Here is an 18,954-nt window from a genome sequence, read left to right on the forward strand (position 1 = left end):
GTGCCCACGCGCCCGTGGTCGCGCCCGACACCGCTGCCGGCGGGGTCTTCGACCTGCTGTGGCTGGTCATCGGCCTGCCGCTGCTCGGCGCGGTCCTGCTCCTCGCCGTGGCGCCGTTCCTGCCGGCCTCCGTCCGGGAGACCTTCGACCGGCGCGGCCACCTCGTCGGCACCGCCGCGGCGGTCGCGTCGTTCGTGCTGAGCCTGGTCCTGTTCCTCGCCCTGCTCGGGCGGGGTGAGGAGGAGCGCCAGGTCGGCCAGCACCTCTACACCTGGTTCGAGACCGGGTCGCTGAGCGTCGGCATGGACCTGCTCTACGACCAGCTCGCCGCGCTGTTCCTGCTGCTGATCACCGGTGTCGGCTCCCTGATCCACGTCTACGCCATCGGCTACATGGAGCACGACCCCCGGCGCCGCCGGTTCTTCGGCTACCTCAACCTCTTCGTCGCCGCGATGCTCACGCTGATCCTCTCGGCCAACTTCGTGGGCCTGTTCCTCGGCTGGGAGGGCGTCGGCCTGGCGTCGTACCTGCTGATCGGCTTCTGGCAGCACAAGCCGTCCGCGGCCGCCGCGGCCAAGAAGGCGTTCGTCATCAACCGCGTCGGCGACATCGGCCTCTCGCTGGCGATCGCCCTGATGTTCGCGACCTTCGGCACCACGGACTTCGCCGGTGTCAGCGAGCACGCCGGCGACGCCTCGCAGGACACGCTCACCGCGCTCGGCCTGCTGCTGCTGCTCGGTGCCTGCGGCAAGTCCGCCCAGGTCCCGCTCCAGGCGTGGCTGCTCGACGCGATGGAGGGCCCGACCCCGGTCTCGGCCCTCATCCACGCGGCCACCATGGTCACCGCCGGCGTCTACCTCGTCGTGCGCGCGAACTTCATCTTCGAGCTCGCGCCGATCGCGCAGACCGCCGTCGTGGTCGTCGCCACGGTCACGCTGCTGTGGGGCGCGATCCTCGGCTGCGCCAAGGACGACATCAAGAAGGCGCTGGCCGGTTCCACGATGAGCCAGATCGGCTACATGATGCTCGCTGCCGGCCTCGGCCCGGTCGGCTACCCGTTCGCGATCTTCCACCTGCTCACGCACGGCTTCTTCAAGGCCAACATGTTCCTGGGCGCCGGCTCGGTCATGCACGGCATGGACGACGACGTCGACATGCGCCACTACGGCGCGCTCAACAAGGCCATGCCGGTCACCTTCCTGACCTTCGCGATGGGCTACCTCGCGATCATCGGGTTCCCCGGCTTCTCCGGCTTCTGGTCCAAGGACCGCATCATCGAGACCGCGCTCGCCGACAACCTCCTCGTCGGCCTGCTGGCCATGCTCGGCGCCGGCATCACCGCGTTCTACATGACGCGCCTGATGCTGATGACGTTCTTCACCGAGAAGCGCTGGGAGGCCGACGTGCACCCGCACGAGTCGCCCAAGGTGATGACCGTCCCGCTCGTCGTCCTCGCCGCGCTGTCGGTCCTCGGTGGCGTGCTGCTGCTCGGTGACTGGATCGTGAACTGGCTGGAGCCGGTCACCGGTCACGCCGAGCACCACGAGCCGCCGCTGCCGGCGCTCGTGATCACCCTGCTCATCGTCGGCGTCGTCGCCATCGGCATCGCGGCTGCCTGGTTCCTGGTCGGCAAGCGCGACGTCCCGCGCGAAGCCCCGCGTGACGTGTCGTTCGCGACGCGGGCGGCCCGCGCCGACCTCTACGGCGACGCCATCAACGACGCCGTCGTGGTGCGTCCCGGCGCCTCGCTCGTCGGCGGCCTGACCACCTTCGACCGCGTCGGCGTCGACGGGGTCGTCGAGGGCGGCTCCGCCGCTGTCGGCGGGTTGTCCAACGTGATGCGCCGCCTCCAGAACGGCTTCGTCCGCTCCTACGCCCTGTCCCTCCTCGGTGGCGCCCTGCTGGTCGTCCTCGCTCTCCTGGCGGTGAACCTCGGATGATCTTGTCTGTCCTGATCCTGCTGCCGCTGGTCGGCGCGCTCGTCACGGCCTTCGTGCCCGGCGGCCTCGCCCGCACCGTCGGCCTCGGCTTCTCCGGGGCGACCCTGGTCGCCGGCGTGGTCGCCGCGACGCAGTACGACGCCGGCGACGGCATGCAGCTCACCGAGACCCACACCTGGATCGAGTCCCTGGGCGTCCACTACGCCCTCGGCGTCGACGGGCTGGGCCTGCTGATGGTGCTGCTCACGGTCGTGCTCGTGCCGATCGTGCTGCTGGCCGGCTGGCGTGAGTCCGAGGCCGTGGGCAACGGCGGAGCCCGTGCGTTCTTCGCCTGGACGCTGGCGCTCGAGGCGATGTCGCTGGCGGTCTTCACCGCGACCGACGTGCTGCTGTTCTACGTCGTGTTCGAGGCCACGCTCATCCCTGCGTACTTCCTCATCGGTGGCTTCGGTCGCGCCGGTCGAGGGCGCGCGGCCACCAAGTTCCTGATCTACCAGCTCGCCGGTGGACTGGTGATGCTCGCGTCGGTGATCGGCCTCTACGTCGTCTCCGCCGACGCCGGCACGCCGAGCTTCCTGCTCAGCGACCTGGCCGCGATCGACATCGACCCGATCACCCAGCGCTGGCTGTTCCTCGGCTTCTTCATCGCCTTCGCGATCAAGGCGCCGATGTTCCCGGTGCACACCTGGCTGGCCGACACGACCGAGAAGGCGACCACCGGCACGTCCGTGCTGCTGGTCTGCATCCTCGACAAGATCGGCACCTTCGGCATGCTGCGGTTCTGCCTCGGCCTGCTGCCCGACGCCTCGCAGTGGGCGACGCCGGTCGTGGTGGTGCTCGCGCTGATCTCGATCATCTACGGCGCGCTCGTCGCGATCGGCCAGGACGACGTGCTGCGCCTGATCGGTCTGACCTCGCTGTCCCACTTCGGCTTCATCGTGCTGGGCATCTTCGTGTTCAGCCCCACCGGTGGCACCGGGGCGATCCTCTACATGGTCAACCACGGCATCGCGACCGCGCTGATGTTCCTGGTCGCCGGGTTCCTCATCAACCGCACCGGGACGGCGTCGATCCGCGCGATGGGCGGTGTCGAGAAGACCGCGCCGGTCCTGGCGGGCTTCTTCCTCGTCGCCGGACTGGCGGCCTGCGGCCTGCCCGGCCTGTCGCCGTTCGTCTCCGAGCTGATGGTCATCGTCGCCGCGTTCGACCACCACTGGCTGGTCGGCTCGGTCGCGGTCCTGGCCATCGTCCTGGCCGCGTTCTACGCGCTCTGGATGTACCAGCGCACCATGACCGGCCCCGACCGGACGGGTGTGGTCCCGGTGGCCGACCTCGACCGTCGTGAGGTCGGCATCATCGCGCCGCTGGCGCTCGCACTCGTGCTGTTCGGCTTCTTCCCGTCGCCGCTGCTCGACGTCATCAATCCCGTCGTCCACGACACCCTCGTGGGTGTGGGCATCGGCCAGGAGGCCAAGGAGGCTGGTCACCAGTGACCGAGTTCGTGAAGCCCAGCGTCGAGTACTTCGAGCTCTGGCCGCTCCTCGCCGTCTTCGGCGTGGCCTGCCTCGGCGTCGTCGTCGAGGCGTTCGCCCCCCGGGCGGTGCGCTACACCGCCCAGGTGGTGCTGGCCCTCGGTGGCCTCGTGGCCGCCCTGGTCGGTGTGGTCCTGGTCGCCCAGGACGTGAAGTCGTACGACGACGGGGCCGCGCGCGGCATCCTGGCGGTCGGCGGCACGATCGCCGTCGACGGGCCCAGCCTGTTCATCTGGGGCCTCGTGCTCGCGCTGGCCATCGCCGGCGTGCTGCTCTTCGCGGAGCGCCACCTCGACGGCGGCGTCTCGGCGTTCGCCGGGCAGGCCGCCGCGGTGCCCGGGACCGACGCGGAGACCGCGTCCATCGCGGCCAACCGCGAGCACACCGAGGTCTACCCGCTGATGATGTTCGCGGTCTTCGGCATGATGCTCTTCCCGGCCGCCAACGACCTGCTGACCATGTTCGTCGGCCTCGAGGTCCTCTCGCTCCCGCTCTACCTGCTGAGCGGGCTCGCGCGCCGTCGCCGCCTGCTGAGCCAGGAGGCGGCGCTGAAGTACTTCCTGCTCGGCGCGTTCTCGTCCGGCTTCTTCCTCTACGGCGCGGCGCTGCTCTACGGCTTCGCCGGCTCGATGGACTTCGCCGCGATCAACGAGGCCGTGCGCAACGACGTCGGCAGCTCCACCATGCTGCTGATCGGCACCGGCCTGCTCTCGGTGGGCCTGCTGTTCAAGGTCGGCGCGGTGCCCTTCCAGGCCTGGACCCCCGACGTCTACCAGGGCGCGCCCACTCCGGTCACCGCGTTCATGGCCGCCGGCACCAAGGTCGCCGCGTTCGGCGCGATCATGCGCCTGTTCTACGTCGCCCTCGGCGCCGACCGCTGGTCCTGGCAGCCGATGTTGTGGATCATCGCCGTCCTCTCGATGTTCGTCGGGGCAGCGCTGGCGATCACCCAGACCGACATCAAGCGCCTGCTGGCGTACTCCTCGGTCGCCCACACCGGCTTCATCCTCACCGGCGTCCTCGGCCTGCAGGCGTCCAACGACCTCGCGGTCGGCGAGATCTCCTCGCTGCAGGCGGTGCTCTTCTACCTCACCACCTACGGCTTCGCCACGATCGGCGCCTTCGCCGTGGTCAGCCTGGTGCGCGACAGCGGTGGCGAGACCACCGCCATCGACCGCTGGGCCGGGCTCGGCAAGGAGTCGCCCGTGGTGGCGGCCGTGTTCGCCTTCTTCCTCCTGGCGATGGCGGGCATCCCGCTCACGTCCGGCTTCGTCGGCAAGCTGGCGGTCTTCTCGGTCGCGCTCGCGGCGGGCGCCTGGCCGGTCGTGGTGGCCGCGGTCCTGGCGAGCATCATCGCTGCCTACCTCTACGTCCGGGTCATCAAGGTCATGTACTTCGACGAGCCGGTCGGCGACGGCCCGAGCGTCGCGTACCCGTCCGTCCTGACGGCCACGACGATCGCCGTCGGCGCGGCCGTGACGCTGGTCCTCGGCGTGCTGCCGGGCCCGGTGCTCGACCTGGCGGCGGTTGCTGGAGAATTCATCAGGTGAGCGACGCTTCGTCCCTGGCCCTGCCTGTCGTCGACCCCGAGCTCGAGGCTCGGCTCGTCGAGCGGTTGGCGCGCGTGGAGGAGCTGCTGGTCGGCCACTGCCAGGGACGTACGCCCTACGTCTCGCGCGCCGCGGCGCACCTCATGGCAGCCGGTGGCAAGCGGTTCCGCCCGCTGCTGGTGCTGCTGGCGGCGGAGACCGGCACCCACCCGGAGGCCGAGGAGGTGCACACCGCGGCCTGCGTCGTGGAGCTCACCCACGTGGCCTCGCTCTACCACGACGACGTCATGGACGAGGCCGCGCTGCGGCGCGGGGCCGACACGGCCAACGCCCGCTGGGACAACCACGTCGCGATCCTCACCGGCGACTTCCTGTTCGGCCGCTCCTCCGAGCTGACCGCCGACCTCGGGCCCGAGGCGGTCAAGATCCAGGCGCAGACCTTCACGCGCCTCGTCGAGGGCCAGATCCTCGAGACCGTGACGCCGGAGGCGGGGGACGACCCGCTCCAGCACTACCTCGAGGTCGTCGCCGGCAAGACCGGCTCGCTGATCGCCACCTCGGCCCGCTACGGCGCGATGTTCGGTGGCGCGCGGCCCGAGGTCGTGGAGGCGCTGCGCGCCTACGGCGAGATCGTCGGCTCGGCCTTCCAGCTCTCCGACGACATCCTCGACATCGCCTCGGAGTCCGACACCTCGGGCAAGACCCCGGGCACCGACCTGCGCGAGGGCGTGCCCACGCTCCCGGTCCTGATGGCTCAGGCCTCGACCGACCCGGCCGACGCCCGCCTGCTCGAGCTCCTCGGCCGCCCGCTCACCGACGACGACCTCCACGCCGAGGCCCTCGAGCTGTTGCGGCGCCACCCGGCCATGGACCGGGCCCGCGACTACGTCCTCGGCCAGGCCACCCAGGCCAAGAAGCTCCTCGAGGTCCTCGATCCCGGCCCGGTCCGCACGGCCCTGGAGTCCTTCGCCGACATCGTCGCCACCCGCTCCGCCTGACCCCTGGCGGTAGTCCCCTACGTTCTGCACCGAGACGCGGGGTAGTCCCCTACGTTCTGCACCGAGACGCGGGGTAGTCCCCTACGTTCTGCACCGAGACGCGGGGTAGTCCCCTACGTTCTGGACGGACCAGAGAGCGTCCACAGCGGCGCTTCCGCGCCCGTGGACGCCACGTATGTGGAGAGCGGGCGGCACGACGCGCTCTCTGAGTCCAGCCTGCGTGGATGGACAGAGACCGGACGCATGCGCTCCCCACCCGCCCGGGGCTGGTCTGGCCCGTACGCCGCGACCCGACAGGTCGCCGCGGTCCGAAAGGGCGGCAGACGCGCGACGGTTCGTGGCGTCGTACGAGCCGGGGGTTGTACGTCCCCGCCCATGTCGAGCCGACCGTGGACCAGCGCATCGTGGAAGCCGGCGCGGTGCTCCCGGCGTACGGCGGCGTGACCGGCTGGGCCGCGCTGGCGTGGTCCGGCGGGACGTGGTTCCACGGTCGCGGTCCGGACGGCACCCCGGTGCCCGTTCCTCTGGCGATCGGGAGCTCGCGCATCCGCCCACAGAGCGGGATCCAGGTCACGTCGGAGACGCTCGGCATGGGCGACCTCGAGGTCGTCGACGGCCTCGCGGTCACGTCGCTCCTCTGGGCGCTCGCCTGGGAGCTGCGCCACGCCTCCGACGCACGCCGGGCCGTGGCGATCGCCGACATGGCGGCGTACTCCGACCTGGTGTCGCGCGCCGAGCTCGAGCGGTGGGCGGCTGCGATGCTGCCGCAGACGGGTGTCGACAAGGTGCGCGCCGCGGTCGAGCACATGGACGAGAACTCGTGGTCGTGGCAGGAGACCGCATTGCGGCTGGTGTGGGTGCTGGACGCCGGCCTCGACCGGCCCTTGTGCAACGCGGCGATCTTCGACAGGTTCGGGCAGCACCTGGCGACCTGTGACCTCCTGGACGTGGAGACGGGGCTCGCCATCGAGTACAACGGCCATGTCCATGACGGGCGGCCCCGTGCCGACCTGGACCGGCAGCGCACCACGTTGCTCGAGGCGCACGGCATCACCATGATCACGGTCGTCGAGGCCAACATGCAGGACCGCGGCGCCCTGGCCGAGATGCTGTACGACGCCCGCGAAGAGGCGCGTCGCGTCGGGCCTTCCGTCCGACCGTGGACCCTCGACCAGCCGTCGTGGTGGGTTCCGACCGAGACGGTGGCCGACCGCCGCGCACTCTCCACCCAGCAGCGCGCGCGACTCCTGGCGCACCGCACGGGCGACGCGGCCTGACGTCCAGAACGTAGGGGACTACCCGGCGTCGGCGTTCAGAACGTAGGGGACTACCCGGGAGGGCGGGGTCAGGCGGCGCTGGCGTGGGCCACGAGGCGCAGCTGGCGGCGGCGGTGGTTGAGCGCCTCGACCGTGAAGAGGGCAAGGGCGACCCAGACGAGGCCGAAGCCGATCCAGCGGCTCGCGGGCATGTCCTCGTGGAAGACGGCGATGCCGAGGGCGAACTGGATCGTCGGCGCGAGGTACTGGAGCAGGCCGAGGGAGACCATCGAGACCCGGATCGCGGCCGCGCCGAAGAGCATCAGGGGGACGGCGGTGACGATGCCGGTGGTCGTGAAGAGCAGCGCGTGCCCGACGCCCTCGGTGCCGAACGTGGACTCGCCGGTCGCGACCAGCCACAGGACGTAGGCCCCGGCGACCGGCGCCAGCAGCATGGTCTCGAACGTGATGCTCTCCACCGCGCCGACCCCCGCCTGCTTCTTGAGCAGGCCGTAGGTGCCGAAGGAGAAGGCCAGCAGGAGCGCGATCCAGGGGGGCCGTCCGTAGTCGGCGGTGAGCACCACCACGGCGACGAGGGCGATGCCCATCGCCACCCACTGCAGTCGGCGCAGCCGCTCGCCGAGGACGAGCACGCCCATGAGGACGGTGACGAGCGGGTTGATGAAGTAGCCGAGCGAGGTCTCGACCACGCGACCGTTGTTGACGCCCCAGATGTAGCCACCCCAGTTGAAGGTGATGACCACGGCTGCGGCGCTGATGAGCAGGAGCCGGCGGCGGTTGCGCAGCAGTGCCTGCAGCTGGCCCACGCGGCGCCACAGCACGAGCACCAGCACCATGGTCACGAGGGACCAGACGATGCGGTGGGCGAGGATCTCGACGGCTCCGGCCGGCTCGAGCAGTCGCCAGTAGAGCGGGAAGGTGCCCCAGAGGACGTAGGCCAGGGCGCCCAGGATCAGTCCACGACGGCTATCTGGCACTCGCGAAGTCTAGGGGTGGGTCGTCGCCTACGATGGGCCTGGTCCCGACGCCGGGACCACGGTCAGAACTGATCGATGAATCTCGAGGGGGAGTTCCACATGCGGATGTTCCGCGCCGTCCTGGCAGCACTCGTCACTGCTCTGCTCGTCACCGGCGCGCTGAGCGTCAGCGCCAGCGCCGGGTCGTCGGTCAAGCGCATCATCGACGAGGAGCCGCCCCGCGACCACCAGGTCAGCTACAACGCCTTCAAGCTCAAGGGCGTCGTCACCGAGCCCCAGGTCGACGGCACCGTCCTTCCCTACGCCAACCAGAAGGTGAAGATCCTCAAGAAGGCGTGCGGCTCCTGCAAGTGGAAGACCGTGAAGAAGGTCAAGACCAACGACAACGGCGTCTTCAAGACCCGCATCTTCGCCCCCGAGAAGGGCCGCTGGAAGTGGCGCTCCAAGGTCGACCACTCCAACGGCTACGGCAACACCAAGGGCACCGTCTGGACCCTGTACTTCGACTGAGCCCGCAGGGCGACCGCTGACCCCGAGGTCAGCCGGTCGTCAGCCGACGGTCCAGGTGTCGCCACCGCTGATCAGCGCAGCCAGTCGGGCAGCGCGGTCGGCGGTGTCGTCATTTCCGGAGGCGTCACCGGTGGCCACCGCCACCTGCTGGCGAGCCGCGTCGTCGTACGTCGTGCGCTCGACCTGCCGGAAGATGCCGATCGGCGAGGTGTTGAGGTAGCCGGAGTCGGTGAGCCGCGAGATCGCGAACGCCGTCGTCGGCTCGGGGTTGTGCGCGTCGTGGACCAAGATGTCAGCCGCGTCCACGTCGGCCGTCTCGACCACCTTCACGCCGCCCGTCGCCTCGTCGTGCACCAGCGCCTTGGCGCCGTCCACACCGAAGGTGATCGGCTCGCCCTGGACGAGCGGGATGATCGCGTCGGCCTTGGTCTCAGGCGACTTGATCGCGTCGAACGCCCCGTCGTTGAAGATCGGGCAGTTCTGGTAGATCTCCACCAGGGACGTGCCGCGGTGGGCGGCGGCCGCCGCCAGCACCGAGGTGAGGTGCTTGCGGTCGGAGTCGATGGTGCGCGCCACGAAGGTGCCCTCCGCGCCCAGGGCCAGCGACACCGGGTTGAACGGGTGGTCCAGCGAGCCCATCGGGGTGGACTTGGTGACCTTGCCCGTCTCCGAGGTCGGGGAGTACTGGCCCTTGGTGAGGCCGTAGATCCGGTTGTTGAACAGCAGGATCGTCATGTTGACGTTGCGGCGCAGCGCGTGGATGAGGTGGTTGCCGCCGATCGACAGCGCGTCGCCGTCACCGGTGACCACCCACACCGAGAGGTCCTCGCGGGCCGTGGCGATGCCGGTCGCGATCGTCGGCGCACGGCCGTGGATCGAGTGCATGCCGTAGGTGTCGAGGTAGTAGGGGAAGCGCGAGGAGCAGCCGATCCCGGAGATGAACACGATGTTCTCGCGCCGCAGCCCGAGGTCGGGCAGGAAGGACTGCACGGCCTTGAGCACGGCGTAGTCACCGCAGCCGGGGCACCAGCGCACCTCCTGGTCGGAGGTGAAGTCCTTGCCGGTCTGGGGCTCGTCGGTGGCGGGCACGCTCTCCGTGCCGGAGCGGAACGACGGGATTCCTAGCTCGGTCAGTGGCTGGGTGGTCATCACACATCCTCCTTCTGGGACGGCTGGCCCCAGATGCCGAGCTCCACGGTGGTGTCCTCGGCCTGGCCGACGAGGTCGGCGATCACGTGGGCCAGCTGGGTGGCCTTGAGCGGGAGGCCGCGCACCTCGTTGTAGCCGACGACGTCGACGAGGTACTCGGCGCGGAGCAGCAGGGAGAGCTGGCCGAGGTTCATCTCGGGCACCAGCACCTTGTCGTAGCGCTTGAGCACCTCGCCCAGGTCCTTGGGGAACGGGTTGAGGTGCCGAAGGTGTGCCTGCGCGACGTGGTAGCCGGCCTTGCGCACCCGGCGTACGCCGGCGCCGATGGGGCCGTAGGTCGAGCCCCAGCCGAGGACGAGCACCTTGGCCTCGCCGCTGGGGTCGTCGACCTCGAGCGGCGGCAGCGAGTCGGCGACGCGGTCGACCTTGGCCTGGCGGGTGCGGACCATGAAGTCGTGGTTGGCCGGGTCGTAGGAGATGTTGCCGTGGCCGTCGCCCTTCTCGAGCCCGCCGAGGCGGTGCTCGAGGCCCGGGGTGCCCGGGATCGCCCACGGGCGCGCCAAGGTGGCCTCGTCGCGCAGGTAGGGCCAGAACTCGGCGTCGTCGCCCTCGCCGTGGTTGGTCTCGGTGGCGAACGCCGGGTCGATCGCCGGCAGCTCGTCGAGGGACGGGATCCGCCACGGCTCGGAGCCGTTGGCGAGGTAGCCGTCGGAGAGCAGCATGACCGGCGTGCGGTAGGTGATGGCGATGCGCACGGCCTCGACGGCCGCGTCGAAGCAGTCGCCGGGGGAGCGCGGCGCGACGATCGGGAGCGGTGCCTCGCCGTTGCGGCCGAACATCGCCTGGAGCAGGTCGGCCTGCTCGGTCTTGGTGGGCAGGCCGGTCGACGGCCCGCCACGCTGCACGTCGACGACGACGAGCGGCAGCTCGGTCATGATCGCGAGGCCGATCGCCTCCGACTTGAGGGAGACGCCCGGGCCGGACGTGGTGGTGACGCCCAGCTGGCCGGCGAAGGATGCGCCGATGGCGGCACCCACGCCCGCGATCTCGTCCTCGGCCTGGAACGTCGTCACGCCGAAGCCCTTGTGCTTCGAGAGCTCGTGGAGGATGTCGGAGGCCGGGGTGATCGGGTAGGACCCCAGGAAGACTGGCAGCCCGGCCTGCACGCCGCCGGCGATGAGGCCGTAGGACAGGGCGAGGTTGCCGGTGATGTTGCGGTAGGTGCCGGACGGCATGGTGGCCGGCTTGATCTCGTAGCGGACCGCGAACGCCTCGGTGGTCTCGCCGAAGTACCAGCCGGACTTGAAGGCGGTGATGTTGGCGTCGCGGATCGCGGGGACCTTGGCGAAGCGCTTGGAGACGAAGTCGACGGTCGTCTCGGTCGGGCGGCCGTACATCCACGACAGGAGGCCCAGCGCGAACATGTTCTTCGCGCGCGAGGCGTCCTTGCGGGAGAGGCCGAACTCCTTGACCGCCTCGACCGTCATGCCCGTCAGGTCGACGGTGTGCACCACGAAGTCGGCCAGGCTCTCGTCCTCGAGCGGGTTGGCCTGGTAGCCGGCCTTGGTGAGGTTGCGCGCGGTGAAGTCGTGGGTGTCCACGATGATCGTCGCGCCGGGGGTCAGGTCGCCGAGGTTGGCGCGCAGCGCGGCGGGGTTCATCGCGACGAGCACGTCGGGGGCGTCGCCCGCGGTGAGGATGTCGTGGTCGGCGAAGTGCACCTGGAAGGACGAGACTCCGGGCAGCGTCCCCTGAGGGGCGCGGATCTCGGCGGGGAAGTTCGGCAGGGTCACCAGGTCGTTGCCGAAGACGGCCGTCTCCTGCGTGAACCGGTCGCCGGTGAGCTGCATGCCGTCGCCGGAGTCGCCGGCGAACCGGATGATGACGCGGTCGAGCTGCTTGACCTGTTTCTCGGGTGCTACCACAAGCGGCAACGATAGCCGCCGGACACGCGCAGACGAGCCCTGCCTGACCCGTGGGACGCGCTCCCCACGGCGGCTGTGACGCGGGTCATGCGAACGTCCACCCCGATCGCTGCCGCCGCGTCGTCCCAGCATGCGGGACGACGGGCGAGGAGGGCGCAGCCACGCGGGATCCGGCCCATCGGTGGGGTGACCTGCCCTTTTGTTAGGGGACCGTACGTATTACGGCGAGGTAATTAGTAAGGCGATCTAACCAACCTCTTGTGGTGCACGTCACAGGCTCCCTAGTTTCGAGGCACGGGCGCGCCTGCGTCCGCATCCACTCGGGAGGATCAGATGAAGACCAAGGGGAAGTCCACGACAAGGTCCAGGCCTACGACGGGGCCGTTGAGGCGGGCTGTCGGAGCGGTCGTCGCCGTCGTCGCCGCGGCCGCGCTCGTGCCGATCGCGTTCGTCGGCACCGGCGGGACGTCGGCCGCCGCCGCGGCGTCCTGCACGGCGCCGACCTGGAGCCGGACCGCGATCTACACCAACGGCGACCAGGTGACCCACCAGGGCCACACCTACCGCGCGAAGTGGTGGACCCAGGGCGAGGTGCCCGGGACGACGGGGGAGTGGGGTGTCTGGGTCGACCTCGGCGCCTGTGACGGCCCGACCACGCCGCCCACCACCCCGCCCACGACGACCCCGCCGACGACCCCGCCCCCGACCACCACGCCGCCCGACCCGAGCGGCAAGAAGGTCATCGGCTACTTCACCAACTGGGCGACGTACGCCCGCAACTTCCACGCCAAGGACCTTGTCACCAACGGCTCGGCCGCCAGGCTGACCCACATCCTCTATGCCTTCGGCAACGTCCAGAACGGCCGCTGCACGGTGGGTGACTCCTACGCCGACCACGACAAGGCCTACACCGCCGCGCAGAGCGTCGACGGCGTGGCCGACACCTGGGACCAGAGCCTGCGCGGCAACTTCAACCAGCTCCGCAAGCTCAAGGCGAAGTACCCGCACCTCAAGGTCATCTGGTCGTTCGGCGGCTGGACCTGGTCCGGCGGCTTCACCCAGGCGGCGCAGGACCCGACCGCGTTCGCGCAGTCGTGCCGCGCCCTCGTCGAGGACCCGCGCTGGGCAGACGTCTTCGACGGCATCGACATCGACTGGGAGTACCCCAACGCCTGTGGCCTGTCCTGCGACGCCAGCGGCACCCAGGCCTTCCCGCGGCTGATGCAGGCGCTGCGCACCGCCTTCGGCAACGACCTGGTCACCGCCGCGATCACTGCCGACGGGACCAGCGGCGGCAAGATCGAGAAGGGCGGATACGGCGAGGCCGCGCAGTACGTCAACTGGTACATGCCCATGACCTACGACTACTTCGGCGCCTTCGCGGCCCAGGGCCCGACGGCCCCGCACTCGCCGCTGACGTCGTACGCCGGCATCCCGACGCAGGGCTTCGACTCGAGCACCGCGATCGCCAAGCTCAGGTCGCTGGGCATCCCGTCGTCCAAGCTCCTCCTGGGCATCGGCTTCTACGGTCGCGGCTGGGCCGGGGTCAGCCAGTCCGCGCCGGGCGGGTCCGCAACGGGCCCGGCGCCGGGCACCTATGAGCAGGGCATCGAGGACTACAAGGTGCTCAAGCAGCGCTGCCCGGCCACCGGCACGGTCGGCGGCACGGCGTACGCGAAGTGCGGCGACCAGTGGTGGAGCTACGACACCCCGCAGACGATCGGGGCCAAGATGGCCTACGCCAAGCAGCAGGGCCTGGCCGGGGCCTTCTTCTGGGAGCTGTCGGGAGACACGTCCAACGGTGAGCTGATCACCGCCGTCGACAACGGGCTCAAGAACTAGCACCCCGCACTCGCCGCCTCTCGGGAAGGCGGTCCGCCCGTTGCCGTGCCCGGGGGCGGGTGTGCGGCACGACACGCGGACCAATGTCCTTGTGATCAATAAAGTCATGTATCTTTCTCGACATTGCTCACCGATCAAGAAAGTCGAGTACCCCTCATGCAGAACCGTTCACGCGCCGCCCTCGCGGCCGCTCTGGTCTCCGGACTGGCCCTGTCCGCCTGCTCCGCCGCCGGTGGCTCGAGCGACTCCGACGCGAACACGCTGAGCGTCGTCGGCTACTCGGTGCTCGAAGCCGCCAACAAGCCCGTCTTCGAGGACTTCGAGGGCACCGACGCAGGCAAGGACGTCACCTTCAAGACGTCGTACGGCGCCTCGGGTGACCAGTCCCGCGCGGTCGAGGGAGGCCTCGACGCCGACGTCGTCCACTTCTCCCTCGAGCCCGACATCCAGCGTCTCGTCGACGCCGGCCTGGTCGACGAGGGCTGGAAGGACAACACCGACACGCAGGGCATCGTCACGTCCTCGGTGGTCTCCTTCGTCGTCCGCGAGGGCAACCCGAAGGACATCCGGGGCTGGGACGACCTGATCAAGCCGGGCGTCGAGATCATCACGCCCAACCCGGCCTCGTCCGGCTCGGCGAAGTGGAACATCCTCGGCGCCTGGGGCCACGCCATCCAGGCCGGCGGCTCCGAGAAGGACGCCACCGAGTTCGTCGAGAAGTTCCTCGGCAACACGATCTCGCTCCCGAGCTCGGGCCGCGAGGCGACCACCGCGTTCTCCGAGGGCAACGGCGACGTGCTCATCTCCTACGAGAACGAGGCGATCCTGGCCCGCGCCAACGGTGAGGCCTTCGACTACGTCGTCCCCGACGACACCCTGCTGATCGAGAACCCGGCCGCGGTCACGACCGACTCGTCCGACACGGCGCAGGCCTTCCTCGACTTCCAGCTCACGCCGGACGCCCAGGCCGACTACGCCACCTTCGGCTTCCGCCCGGTCGTCGACGGCGTGACCCTGCCCGAGGTCGAGGGCGCGAACGACCCGTCCGACCCGTTCCCGACCCCGGGCACGCTGCTCACCATCGACGACGACTTCGGTGGCTGGGGCGAGGCGAACTCGAAGTTCTTCGACGAGAACGACGGCATCATCACCCGGCTCCAGGAAGAGACGGGCACCCTCGGATGAGCTCCGCCACCGCTGCGGTCACGCCCGTCCGCCGGCTGCGCCGGAGGTCGCCGGGCCACACGCTGACCCGCACCTCCGGGCTCAGCCTCGGGATCGCCGTCACCTGGTTCAGCCTGCTCGTGCTGATCCCGCTCTCGGCACTGGTCGTGACCGCAGCCGGTGGCGGCTGGGACGCCTACGCCAGCACCCTCACCAGCCCGCAGGCCTGGGCCGCGATCCGGCTCACCGTCGGGCAGTCGGTCGTCGTCACGCTGGTCAACATCGTGATCGGCACCGTCATCGCCTGGGTGCTGGTCCGGGACCGGTTCTTCGGCAAGCGCGCGCTCGACGTCGTCATCGACATCCCGTTCGCGCTGCCCACGATCGTGGCCGGCCTGGTGCTGCTCAGTCTCTACGGGCCGAACAGCCCGCTGGGCCTGCACTGGGCCAACACCGAGCGGGCGGTCACGCTCGCCCTGGCGTTCGTCACGCTCCCCTTCATCGTCCGCACCGTCCAGCCGGTCCTGGAGGAGCTCGACACCGACGTGGAGGAGGCGGCCGCCTCCTTGGGCGCCACCGGCCTCACCACGTTCCGTCGGGTGATCCTGCCGAGCCTGGTCCCGGCGATCGCCGCCGGTGCGGCACTCTCCTTCGCCCGGGCGATCTCCGAGTACGGCTCGCTGGTGCTGCTCTCGGGCAACCTCCCCTTCAGGACCGAGGTGGTCTCCGTGCGCGTGCTCTCGTTCATCGAGGGCGGCAACACCGCGGCCGCGGCCGCGCTGGCGTCGATCATGCTGTTCGTCGCCCTGGTCGTCATCGTCGCCCTCGACCTGCTGCAGAGGCGGGTGAGCCGACGTGGTTGAGCCGCCCCTCCCCGTCCGCTGGGCCCTGCGGGCCGTGGCCGTCGGCTACGTCTTCTTCCTGGTCGCCTGGCCGGTCTCGCTGGTCGCCGAGCACACCTTCGACGACGGCCTCACGACCTTCACCGAGACCTTGCAGGACCAGTACGTCCAGCGCGCCCTCCTGCTGACCGCGGAGATCGCTCTCTGGGCCGTGGTGATCAACCTGGTCTTCGGCGTCACGATCTCGCTGCTCCTGGTGCGGCACGAGTTCCCCGGGAAGCGGGTGCTCTCCGCGCTCGTCGACCTACCGATGTCGGTCTCCCCGGTCGTGGTCGGCCTGGCGCTGCTGCTGGTCTACAACGGCCGCACCGGCTGGTTCGGCCCGACGCTGGAGTCGGCCGGTCTCCAGGTCATCTTCAGCTCGCCCGGCATGATCATGGCCACCTGCTTCGTGGCCCTGCCGCTCGTCATCCGCGAGGTGGTCCCGGTGCTCACCGAGCTCGGCGACGACCAGGAGCAGGCCGCCCGCAGCCTCGGCGCCACGGGTCGCCAGACCTTCTGGCGGATCACGCTGCCCTCGATCAAGTGGGCCGTGGTCTACGGCGTCGTGCTGTCCCTCGCCCGCTCGCTCGGTGAGTTCGGGGCGGTCAAGATCGTCTCGGGCAACTTCACCGGCGAGACCCAGACGGCGACGCTCGTCGTCGAGCAGAAGTACCAGAACTTCGAGCAGGCCGCTGCCTACAGCACGGCCTTCATCCTGGCGGCCATCGCGGTGATCTGCATCGTCGTGGTCTCCCTCCTCCGACCCAAGGAGTCGCACGCATGAGATTCACCCCAACACACCACTCGCTTCGCTCGCGCTTCGCCGGGGGCCCCGAATGAGCATCGAGATCAACAACGTCACGAAGACGTGGGGCGACTTCGTGGCCCTCGACGACGTCACCGTCTCGCTCCCCACGGGCCAGCTCACCGCGCTGCTCGGCCCGTCCGGCGGTGGCAAGTCGACCCTGCTGCGGGTGATTGCCGGCCTGGAGACCGCCGACACCGGAACCGTCTCGATCGAGGGCGTCGACGCCACCGGCCTTCCGGCCCAGAAGCGCAACGTCGGCTTCGTGTTCCAGCACTACGCCGTCTTCAAGCACATGACGGTCGCCAAGAACGTCGCCTTCGGCCTCGAGATCCGCAAGAAGCCCAAGGAGCAGGTGGCGGCCCGCGTCGAGGAGCTGCTCAAGCTCGTGCACCTGTCCCAGTTCGGCCACCGCCTCCCCGCCCAGCTCTCCGGCGGCCAGCGGCAGCGCATGGCGCTCGCCCGCGCCCTCGCGGTGGAGCCCAGCGTGCTGCTGCTCGACGAGCCGTTCGGCGCGCTCGACGCGAAGGTCCGCAAGGAGCTGCGCGACTGGCTGCGCCGCCTCCACGACGAGGTGCCGGTCACCACGGTGTTCGTGACCCACGACCAGGAGGAGGCGATGGAGGTCGCCGACGAGATCGTGGTGATCAACGAGGGCCGCGTCGAGCAGGTCGGCACCCCCGACGAGCTCTACGAGACGCCGGCCAACGACTTCGTGATGTCGTTCCTCGGCGACGTGACGCAGATCGCCGGCGTCTCGCTCCGCCCGCACGACGTGGACGTCTCGACCACCCCGATCCTCGCCGGCTCGACCGAGGGCACCATCTCGCGCCTGCTCAAGGTGGGCTTCGAGGTACGTCTCAACGTGCTCACCGTCGCCGGCGACGACGTCCACGTGGTGCTGTCGCGGGCCGAGGCGCGCTCCCTCGACCTCCGCGAGGGCAGCACGGTGTGGGTCACCGCGGCGCCGGGTGCGGCCGTCGTGCCGTCGATGCGGTTCGCCGGCTGATCACGGCCCCACCCCCAGGTCGCTGCCGCAGGTTGTCGCAACGCACTAGCGTTCACCTGTGATCACGGTGACGGAGGAAGTGAAGGCCTCCACCGAACGGCTCTGGGCCGCGGTGGAGACCTTCGACGGTGAGGTCGCCGACGACACCCTCGCGGGGCTGCTCTGGGAGCGCGACCTCAGCGAAGCCATCATGCAGGTCGTGCTGCCGTTCCTCGCCGAGCTCGGCGACCGGTGGGAGGAGGGGCGCCTCTCGGTCGCGCACGAGCACTTCGTGAGCAACCTGCTGCGCCGTTGGCTGTGGGCCTACACCGGCCGCCCGCGCAGCGCCGACGCCACCGGGGGTCCGGTCGTGCTGCTGGCCTGCCCGCCGGGGGAGCGGCACGACCTGGTGCTGCTGTGCTTCTCGCTGCTCCTCGGGGAGAACGGCGCGCGCACCAGGTTCCTCGGCGCCGACACCCCCATGCCTGCGATCGTCGCGGCCGCCCGCGCGTCCAACGCCGACGCGGTCGTGATCGCGGCGACCCGCGACACCGCGCTGACCGCCGAGGCGGCTGCGATCAGCCGCCTGGCGGTCGAGCACCCGGTCTTCGTGGCCGGGCGCGGCGCGACCCAGGGCGTGGCCGAGCAGCTGCGGGCCCACCACCTGCCGCACGACCCCGTGGCGGCCGTGCACTTCCTCCGCACGGTGCTGGCGAGCTGACCGACCCGCCCGCGGCCGTCAGCGGTAGTTGGTGAACTGCACGGCGAAGTCGTAGTCCTGCGACTTCACCAGCTGCTGGACGGCCTGGAGGTCGTCGCGCTTCTTCGACGACACCCGCAGCTCGTCGCCCTGGACCTGCGCCTTGACGCCCTTGGGGCCCTCGTCGCGGATCAGCTTGGAGATCTTCTTGGCGTCCTCGGAGGTGATGCCCTCCTTGAGCGCGATGTCGATCTTGGAGACCTGGCCGGACTGGCGCGGCTCCGAGGTGTCGAGGATCTTCAGGCTCTGGTTGCGCTTGATCAGCTTGTCCTGGAAGACGCTGAGCACCGCGCTGGCGCGGTCGTCGGCGGAGGCGGTGATCTCGATCGCCGCCTCGCCCTTCCACTCGATGCTGGCTCCGGTGCCCTTGAAGTCGAAGCGCGTGGCGATCTCGCGGGCGGCCTGGCTCAGGGCGTTGTCGACCTCCTGGCGGTCCAGCTTGCTCACGATGTCGAAGCTCGAGTCAGCCATGTGTGCCTCCTAGTGGGGGCTCCTGATGGGCGCCCCGGCGATTCGTGGTGATGTCCGTGCCTTGCTATTGTTCCGCACGGCCCGGCAGGTTGCCCGAGCGGCCAAAGGGAGCTGACTGTAAATCAGCCGGCATTGCCTACAGAGGTTCGAATCCTCTACCTGCCACTGGACGAGTCCAGTCG

16 protein-coding genes and 1 tRNA gene are annotated in these 18,954 nt (G+C 70.0%); 13 read left to right on the forward strand and 4 right to left on the reverse strand.

Going from position 1 to position 18,954, the window contains the following annotated elements; genetic code table 11:
* The first annotated feature begins 14 nt into the window (after positions 1-14).
* The 5 genes from nuoL (at position 15) to ASC64_RS08535 (ending at position 7,297) form a co-directional block, all read left to right on the forward strand.
* Positions 15-1,940: an NADH-quinone oxidoreductase subunit L gene (nuoL, locus tag ASC64_RS08515; RefSeq protein ID WP_056907242.1), complete on the forward strand. Its 1,926-nt coding sequence runs from the start codon at positions 15-17 to the stop codon at positions 1,938-1,940.
* A complete protein-coding gene (locus ASC64_RS08520) occupies positions 1,937-3,433 on the forward strand; it encodes an NADH-quinone oxidoreductase subunit M (protein ID WP_056907096.1) in 1,497 nt (498 codons plus the stop codon). Before nuoL ends, ASC64_RS08520 begins: the two co-directional genes overlap by 4 nt.
* The gene (gene nuoN, locus ASC64_RS08525; protein ID WP_056907097.1) at positions 3,430-5,022 is read left to right on the forward strand and encodes an NADH-quinone oxidoreductase subunit NuoN; all 1,593 of its coding nucleotides are present in this window, start codon (positions 3,430-3,432) and stop codon (positions 5,020-5,022) included. Before ASC64_RS08520 ends, nuoN begins: the two co-directional genes overlap by 4 nt.
* Positions 5,019-6,020 carry a polyprenyl synthetase family protein gene (locus tag ASC64_RS08530; protein WP_200937535.1) on the forward strand — a complete coding sequence of 334 codons (1,002 nt, stop codon included), beginning with the start codon at positions 5,019-5,021 and terminating at the stop codon, positions 6,018-6,020. Before nuoN ends, ASC64_RS08530 begins: the two co-directional genes overlap by 4 nt.
* A 389-nt stretch (positions 6,021-6,409) precedes the next feature.
* Positions 6,410-7,297 carry a hypothetical protein gene (locus ASC64_RS08535; protein WP_056907098.1) on the forward strand — a complete coding sequence of 296 codons (888 nt, stop codon included), beginning with the start codon at positions 6,410-6,412 and terminating at the stop codon, positions 7,295-7,297.
* A 68-nt stretch (positions 7,298-7,365) separates the two neighbouring features.
* Here ASC64_RS08535 and rarD read toward each other — a convergent pair whose 3' ends face one another.
* On the reverse strand, positions 7,366-8,274 hold the full coding sequence (gene rarD / locus ASC64_RS08540; RefSeq protein WP_056907099.1) for an EamA family transporter RarD: 909 nt from the start codon (positions 8,272-8,274) through the stop codon (positions 7,366-7,368).
* A gap of 75 nt (positions 8,275-8,349) precedes the next feature.
* Here rarD and ASC64_RS08545 point away from each other — a divergent pair, with 75 nt between their 5' ends.
* Positions 8,350-8,784 carry a hypothetical protein gene (locus tag ASC64_RS08545; protein WP_156385096.1) on the forward strand — a complete coding sequence of 145 codons (435 nt, stop codon included), beginning with the start codon at positions 8,350-8,352 and terminating at the stop codon, positions 8,782-8,784.
* 39 nt (positions 8,785-8,823) lie between these two features.
* Here the strand turns inward: ASC64_RS08545 and ASC64_RS08550 are convergent, their stop codons facing one another.
* On the reverse strand, positions 8,824-9,918 hold the full coding sequence (locus ASC64_RS08550) for a 2-oxoacid:ferredoxin oxidoreductase subunit beta (protein ID WP_439956807.1): 1,095 nt from the start codon (positions 9,916-9,918) through the stop codon (positions 8,824-8,826).
* A 14-nt stretch (positions 9,919-9,932) separates the two neighbouring features.
* Positions 9,933-11,867 carry a 2-oxoacid:acceptor oxidoreductase subunit alpha gene (locus ASC64_RS08555; RefSeq protein WP_283099987.1) on the reverse strand — a complete coding sequence of 645 codons (1,935 nt, stop codon included), beginning with the start codon at positions 11,865-11,867 and terminating at the stop codon, positions 9,933-9,935.
* Between the two features lie 375 nt (positions 11,868-12,242).
* Here ASC64_RS08555 and ASC64_RS08560 point away from each other — a divergent pair, with 375 nt between their 5' ends.
* From ASC64_RS08560 to ASC64_RS08585, 6 genes are all read left to right on the forward strand, one after another.
* Complete coding sequence (locus ASC64_RS08560; protein ID WP_283099986.1) at positions 12,243-13,700, forward strand: glycosyl hydrolase family 18 protein; 1,458 nt, start codon at positions 12,243-12,245, stop codon at positions 13,698-13,700.
* A gap of 156 nt (positions 13,701-13,856) precedes the next feature.
* Positions 13,857-14,885, forward strand: a complete 1,029-nt coding sequence (locus ASC64_RS08565) for a sulfate ABC transporter substrate-binding protein (protein ID WP_056907104.1) — start codon at positions 13,857-13,859, stop codon at positions 14,883-14,885.
* The gene (gene cysT, locus ASC64_RS08570) at positions 14,882-15,727 is read left to right on the forward strand and encodes a sulfate ABC transporter permease subunit CysT (protein ID WP_056907105.1); all 846 of its coding nucleotides are present in this window, start codon (positions 14,882-14,884) and stop codon (positions 15,725-15,727) included. Before ASC64_RS08565 ends, cysT begins: the two co-directional genes overlap by 4 nt.
* Positions 15,720-16,532, forward strand: a complete 813-nt coding sequence (locus tag ASC64_RS08575) for a sulfate ABC transporter permease (protein ID WP_056907106.1) — start codon at positions 15,720-15,722, stop codon at positions 16,530-16,532. Before cysT ends, ASC64_RS08575 begins: the two co-directional genes overlap by 8 nt.
* 52 nt (positions 16,533-16,584) lie before the next feature.
* Positions 16,585-17,562: a sulfate/molybdate ABC transporter ATP-binding protein gene (locus tag ASC64_RS08580; RefSeq protein ID WP_056907107.1), complete on the forward strand. Its 978-nt coding sequence runs from the start codon at positions 16,585-16,587 to the stop codon at positions 17,560-17,562.
* Between the two features lie 58 nt (positions 17,563-17,620).
* Positions 17,621-18,262 carry a cobalamin B12-binding domain-containing protein gene (locus tag ASC64_RS08585; protein WP_056907108.1) on the forward strand — a complete coding sequence of 214 codons (642 nt, stop codon included), beginning with the start codon at positions 17,621-17,623 and terminating at the stop codon, positions 18,260-18,262.
* A gap of 18 nt (positions 18,263-18,280) precedes the next feature.
* Here ASC64_RS08585 and ASC64_RS08590 read toward each other — a convergent pair whose 3' ends face one another.
* Complete coding sequence (locus tag ASC64_RS08590) at positions 18,281-18,772, reverse strand: YajQ family cyclic di-GMP-binding protein (protein ID WP_056907109.1); 492 nt, start codon at positions 18,770-18,772, stop codon at positions 18,281-18,283.
* 83 nt (positions 18,773-18,855) lie between these two features.
* Here ASC64_RS08590 and ASC64_RS08595 point away from each other — a divergent pair.
* Positions 18,856-18,937 (forward strand) — tRNA-Tyr (locus ASC64_RS08595).
* The last annotated feature ends 17 nt before the right edge of the window (positions 18,938-18,954 follow it).

It is taken from the genome of Nocardioides sp. Root122, from assembly GCF_001425025.1.
Lineage (GTDB): Bacteria > Actinomycetota > Actinomycetes > Propionibacteriales > Nocardioidaceae > Nocardioides.

Coding starts and splice junctions, on each gene's coding strand:
- ASC64_RS08520 (WP_056907096.1), top strand. CDS start 1,937: ATGATCTTGTCTGTCCTGATCCTGCTGCCGCTGGTCGGCGCGCTCGTC.
- ASC64_RS08545 (WP_156385096.1), top strand. CDS start 8,350: ATGAATCTCGAGGGGGAGTTCCACATGCGGATGTTCCGCGCCGTCCTG.
- ASC64_RS08565 (WP_056907104.1), top strand. CDS start 13,857: ATGCAGAACCGTTCACGCGCCGCCCTCGCGGCCGCTCTGGTCTCCGGA.
- cysT (WP_056907105.1), top strand. CDS start 14,882: ATGAGCTCCGCCACCGCTGCGGTCACGCCCGTCCGCCGGCTGCGCCGG.
- ASC64_RS08580 (WP_056907107.1), top strand. CDS start 16,585: ATGAGCATCGAGATCAACAACGTCACGAAGACGTGGGGCGACTTCGTG.
- ASC64_RS08590 (WP_056907109.1), bottom strand. CDS start 18,772: ATGGCTGACTCGAGCTTCGACATCGTGAGCAAGCTGGACCGCCAGGAG.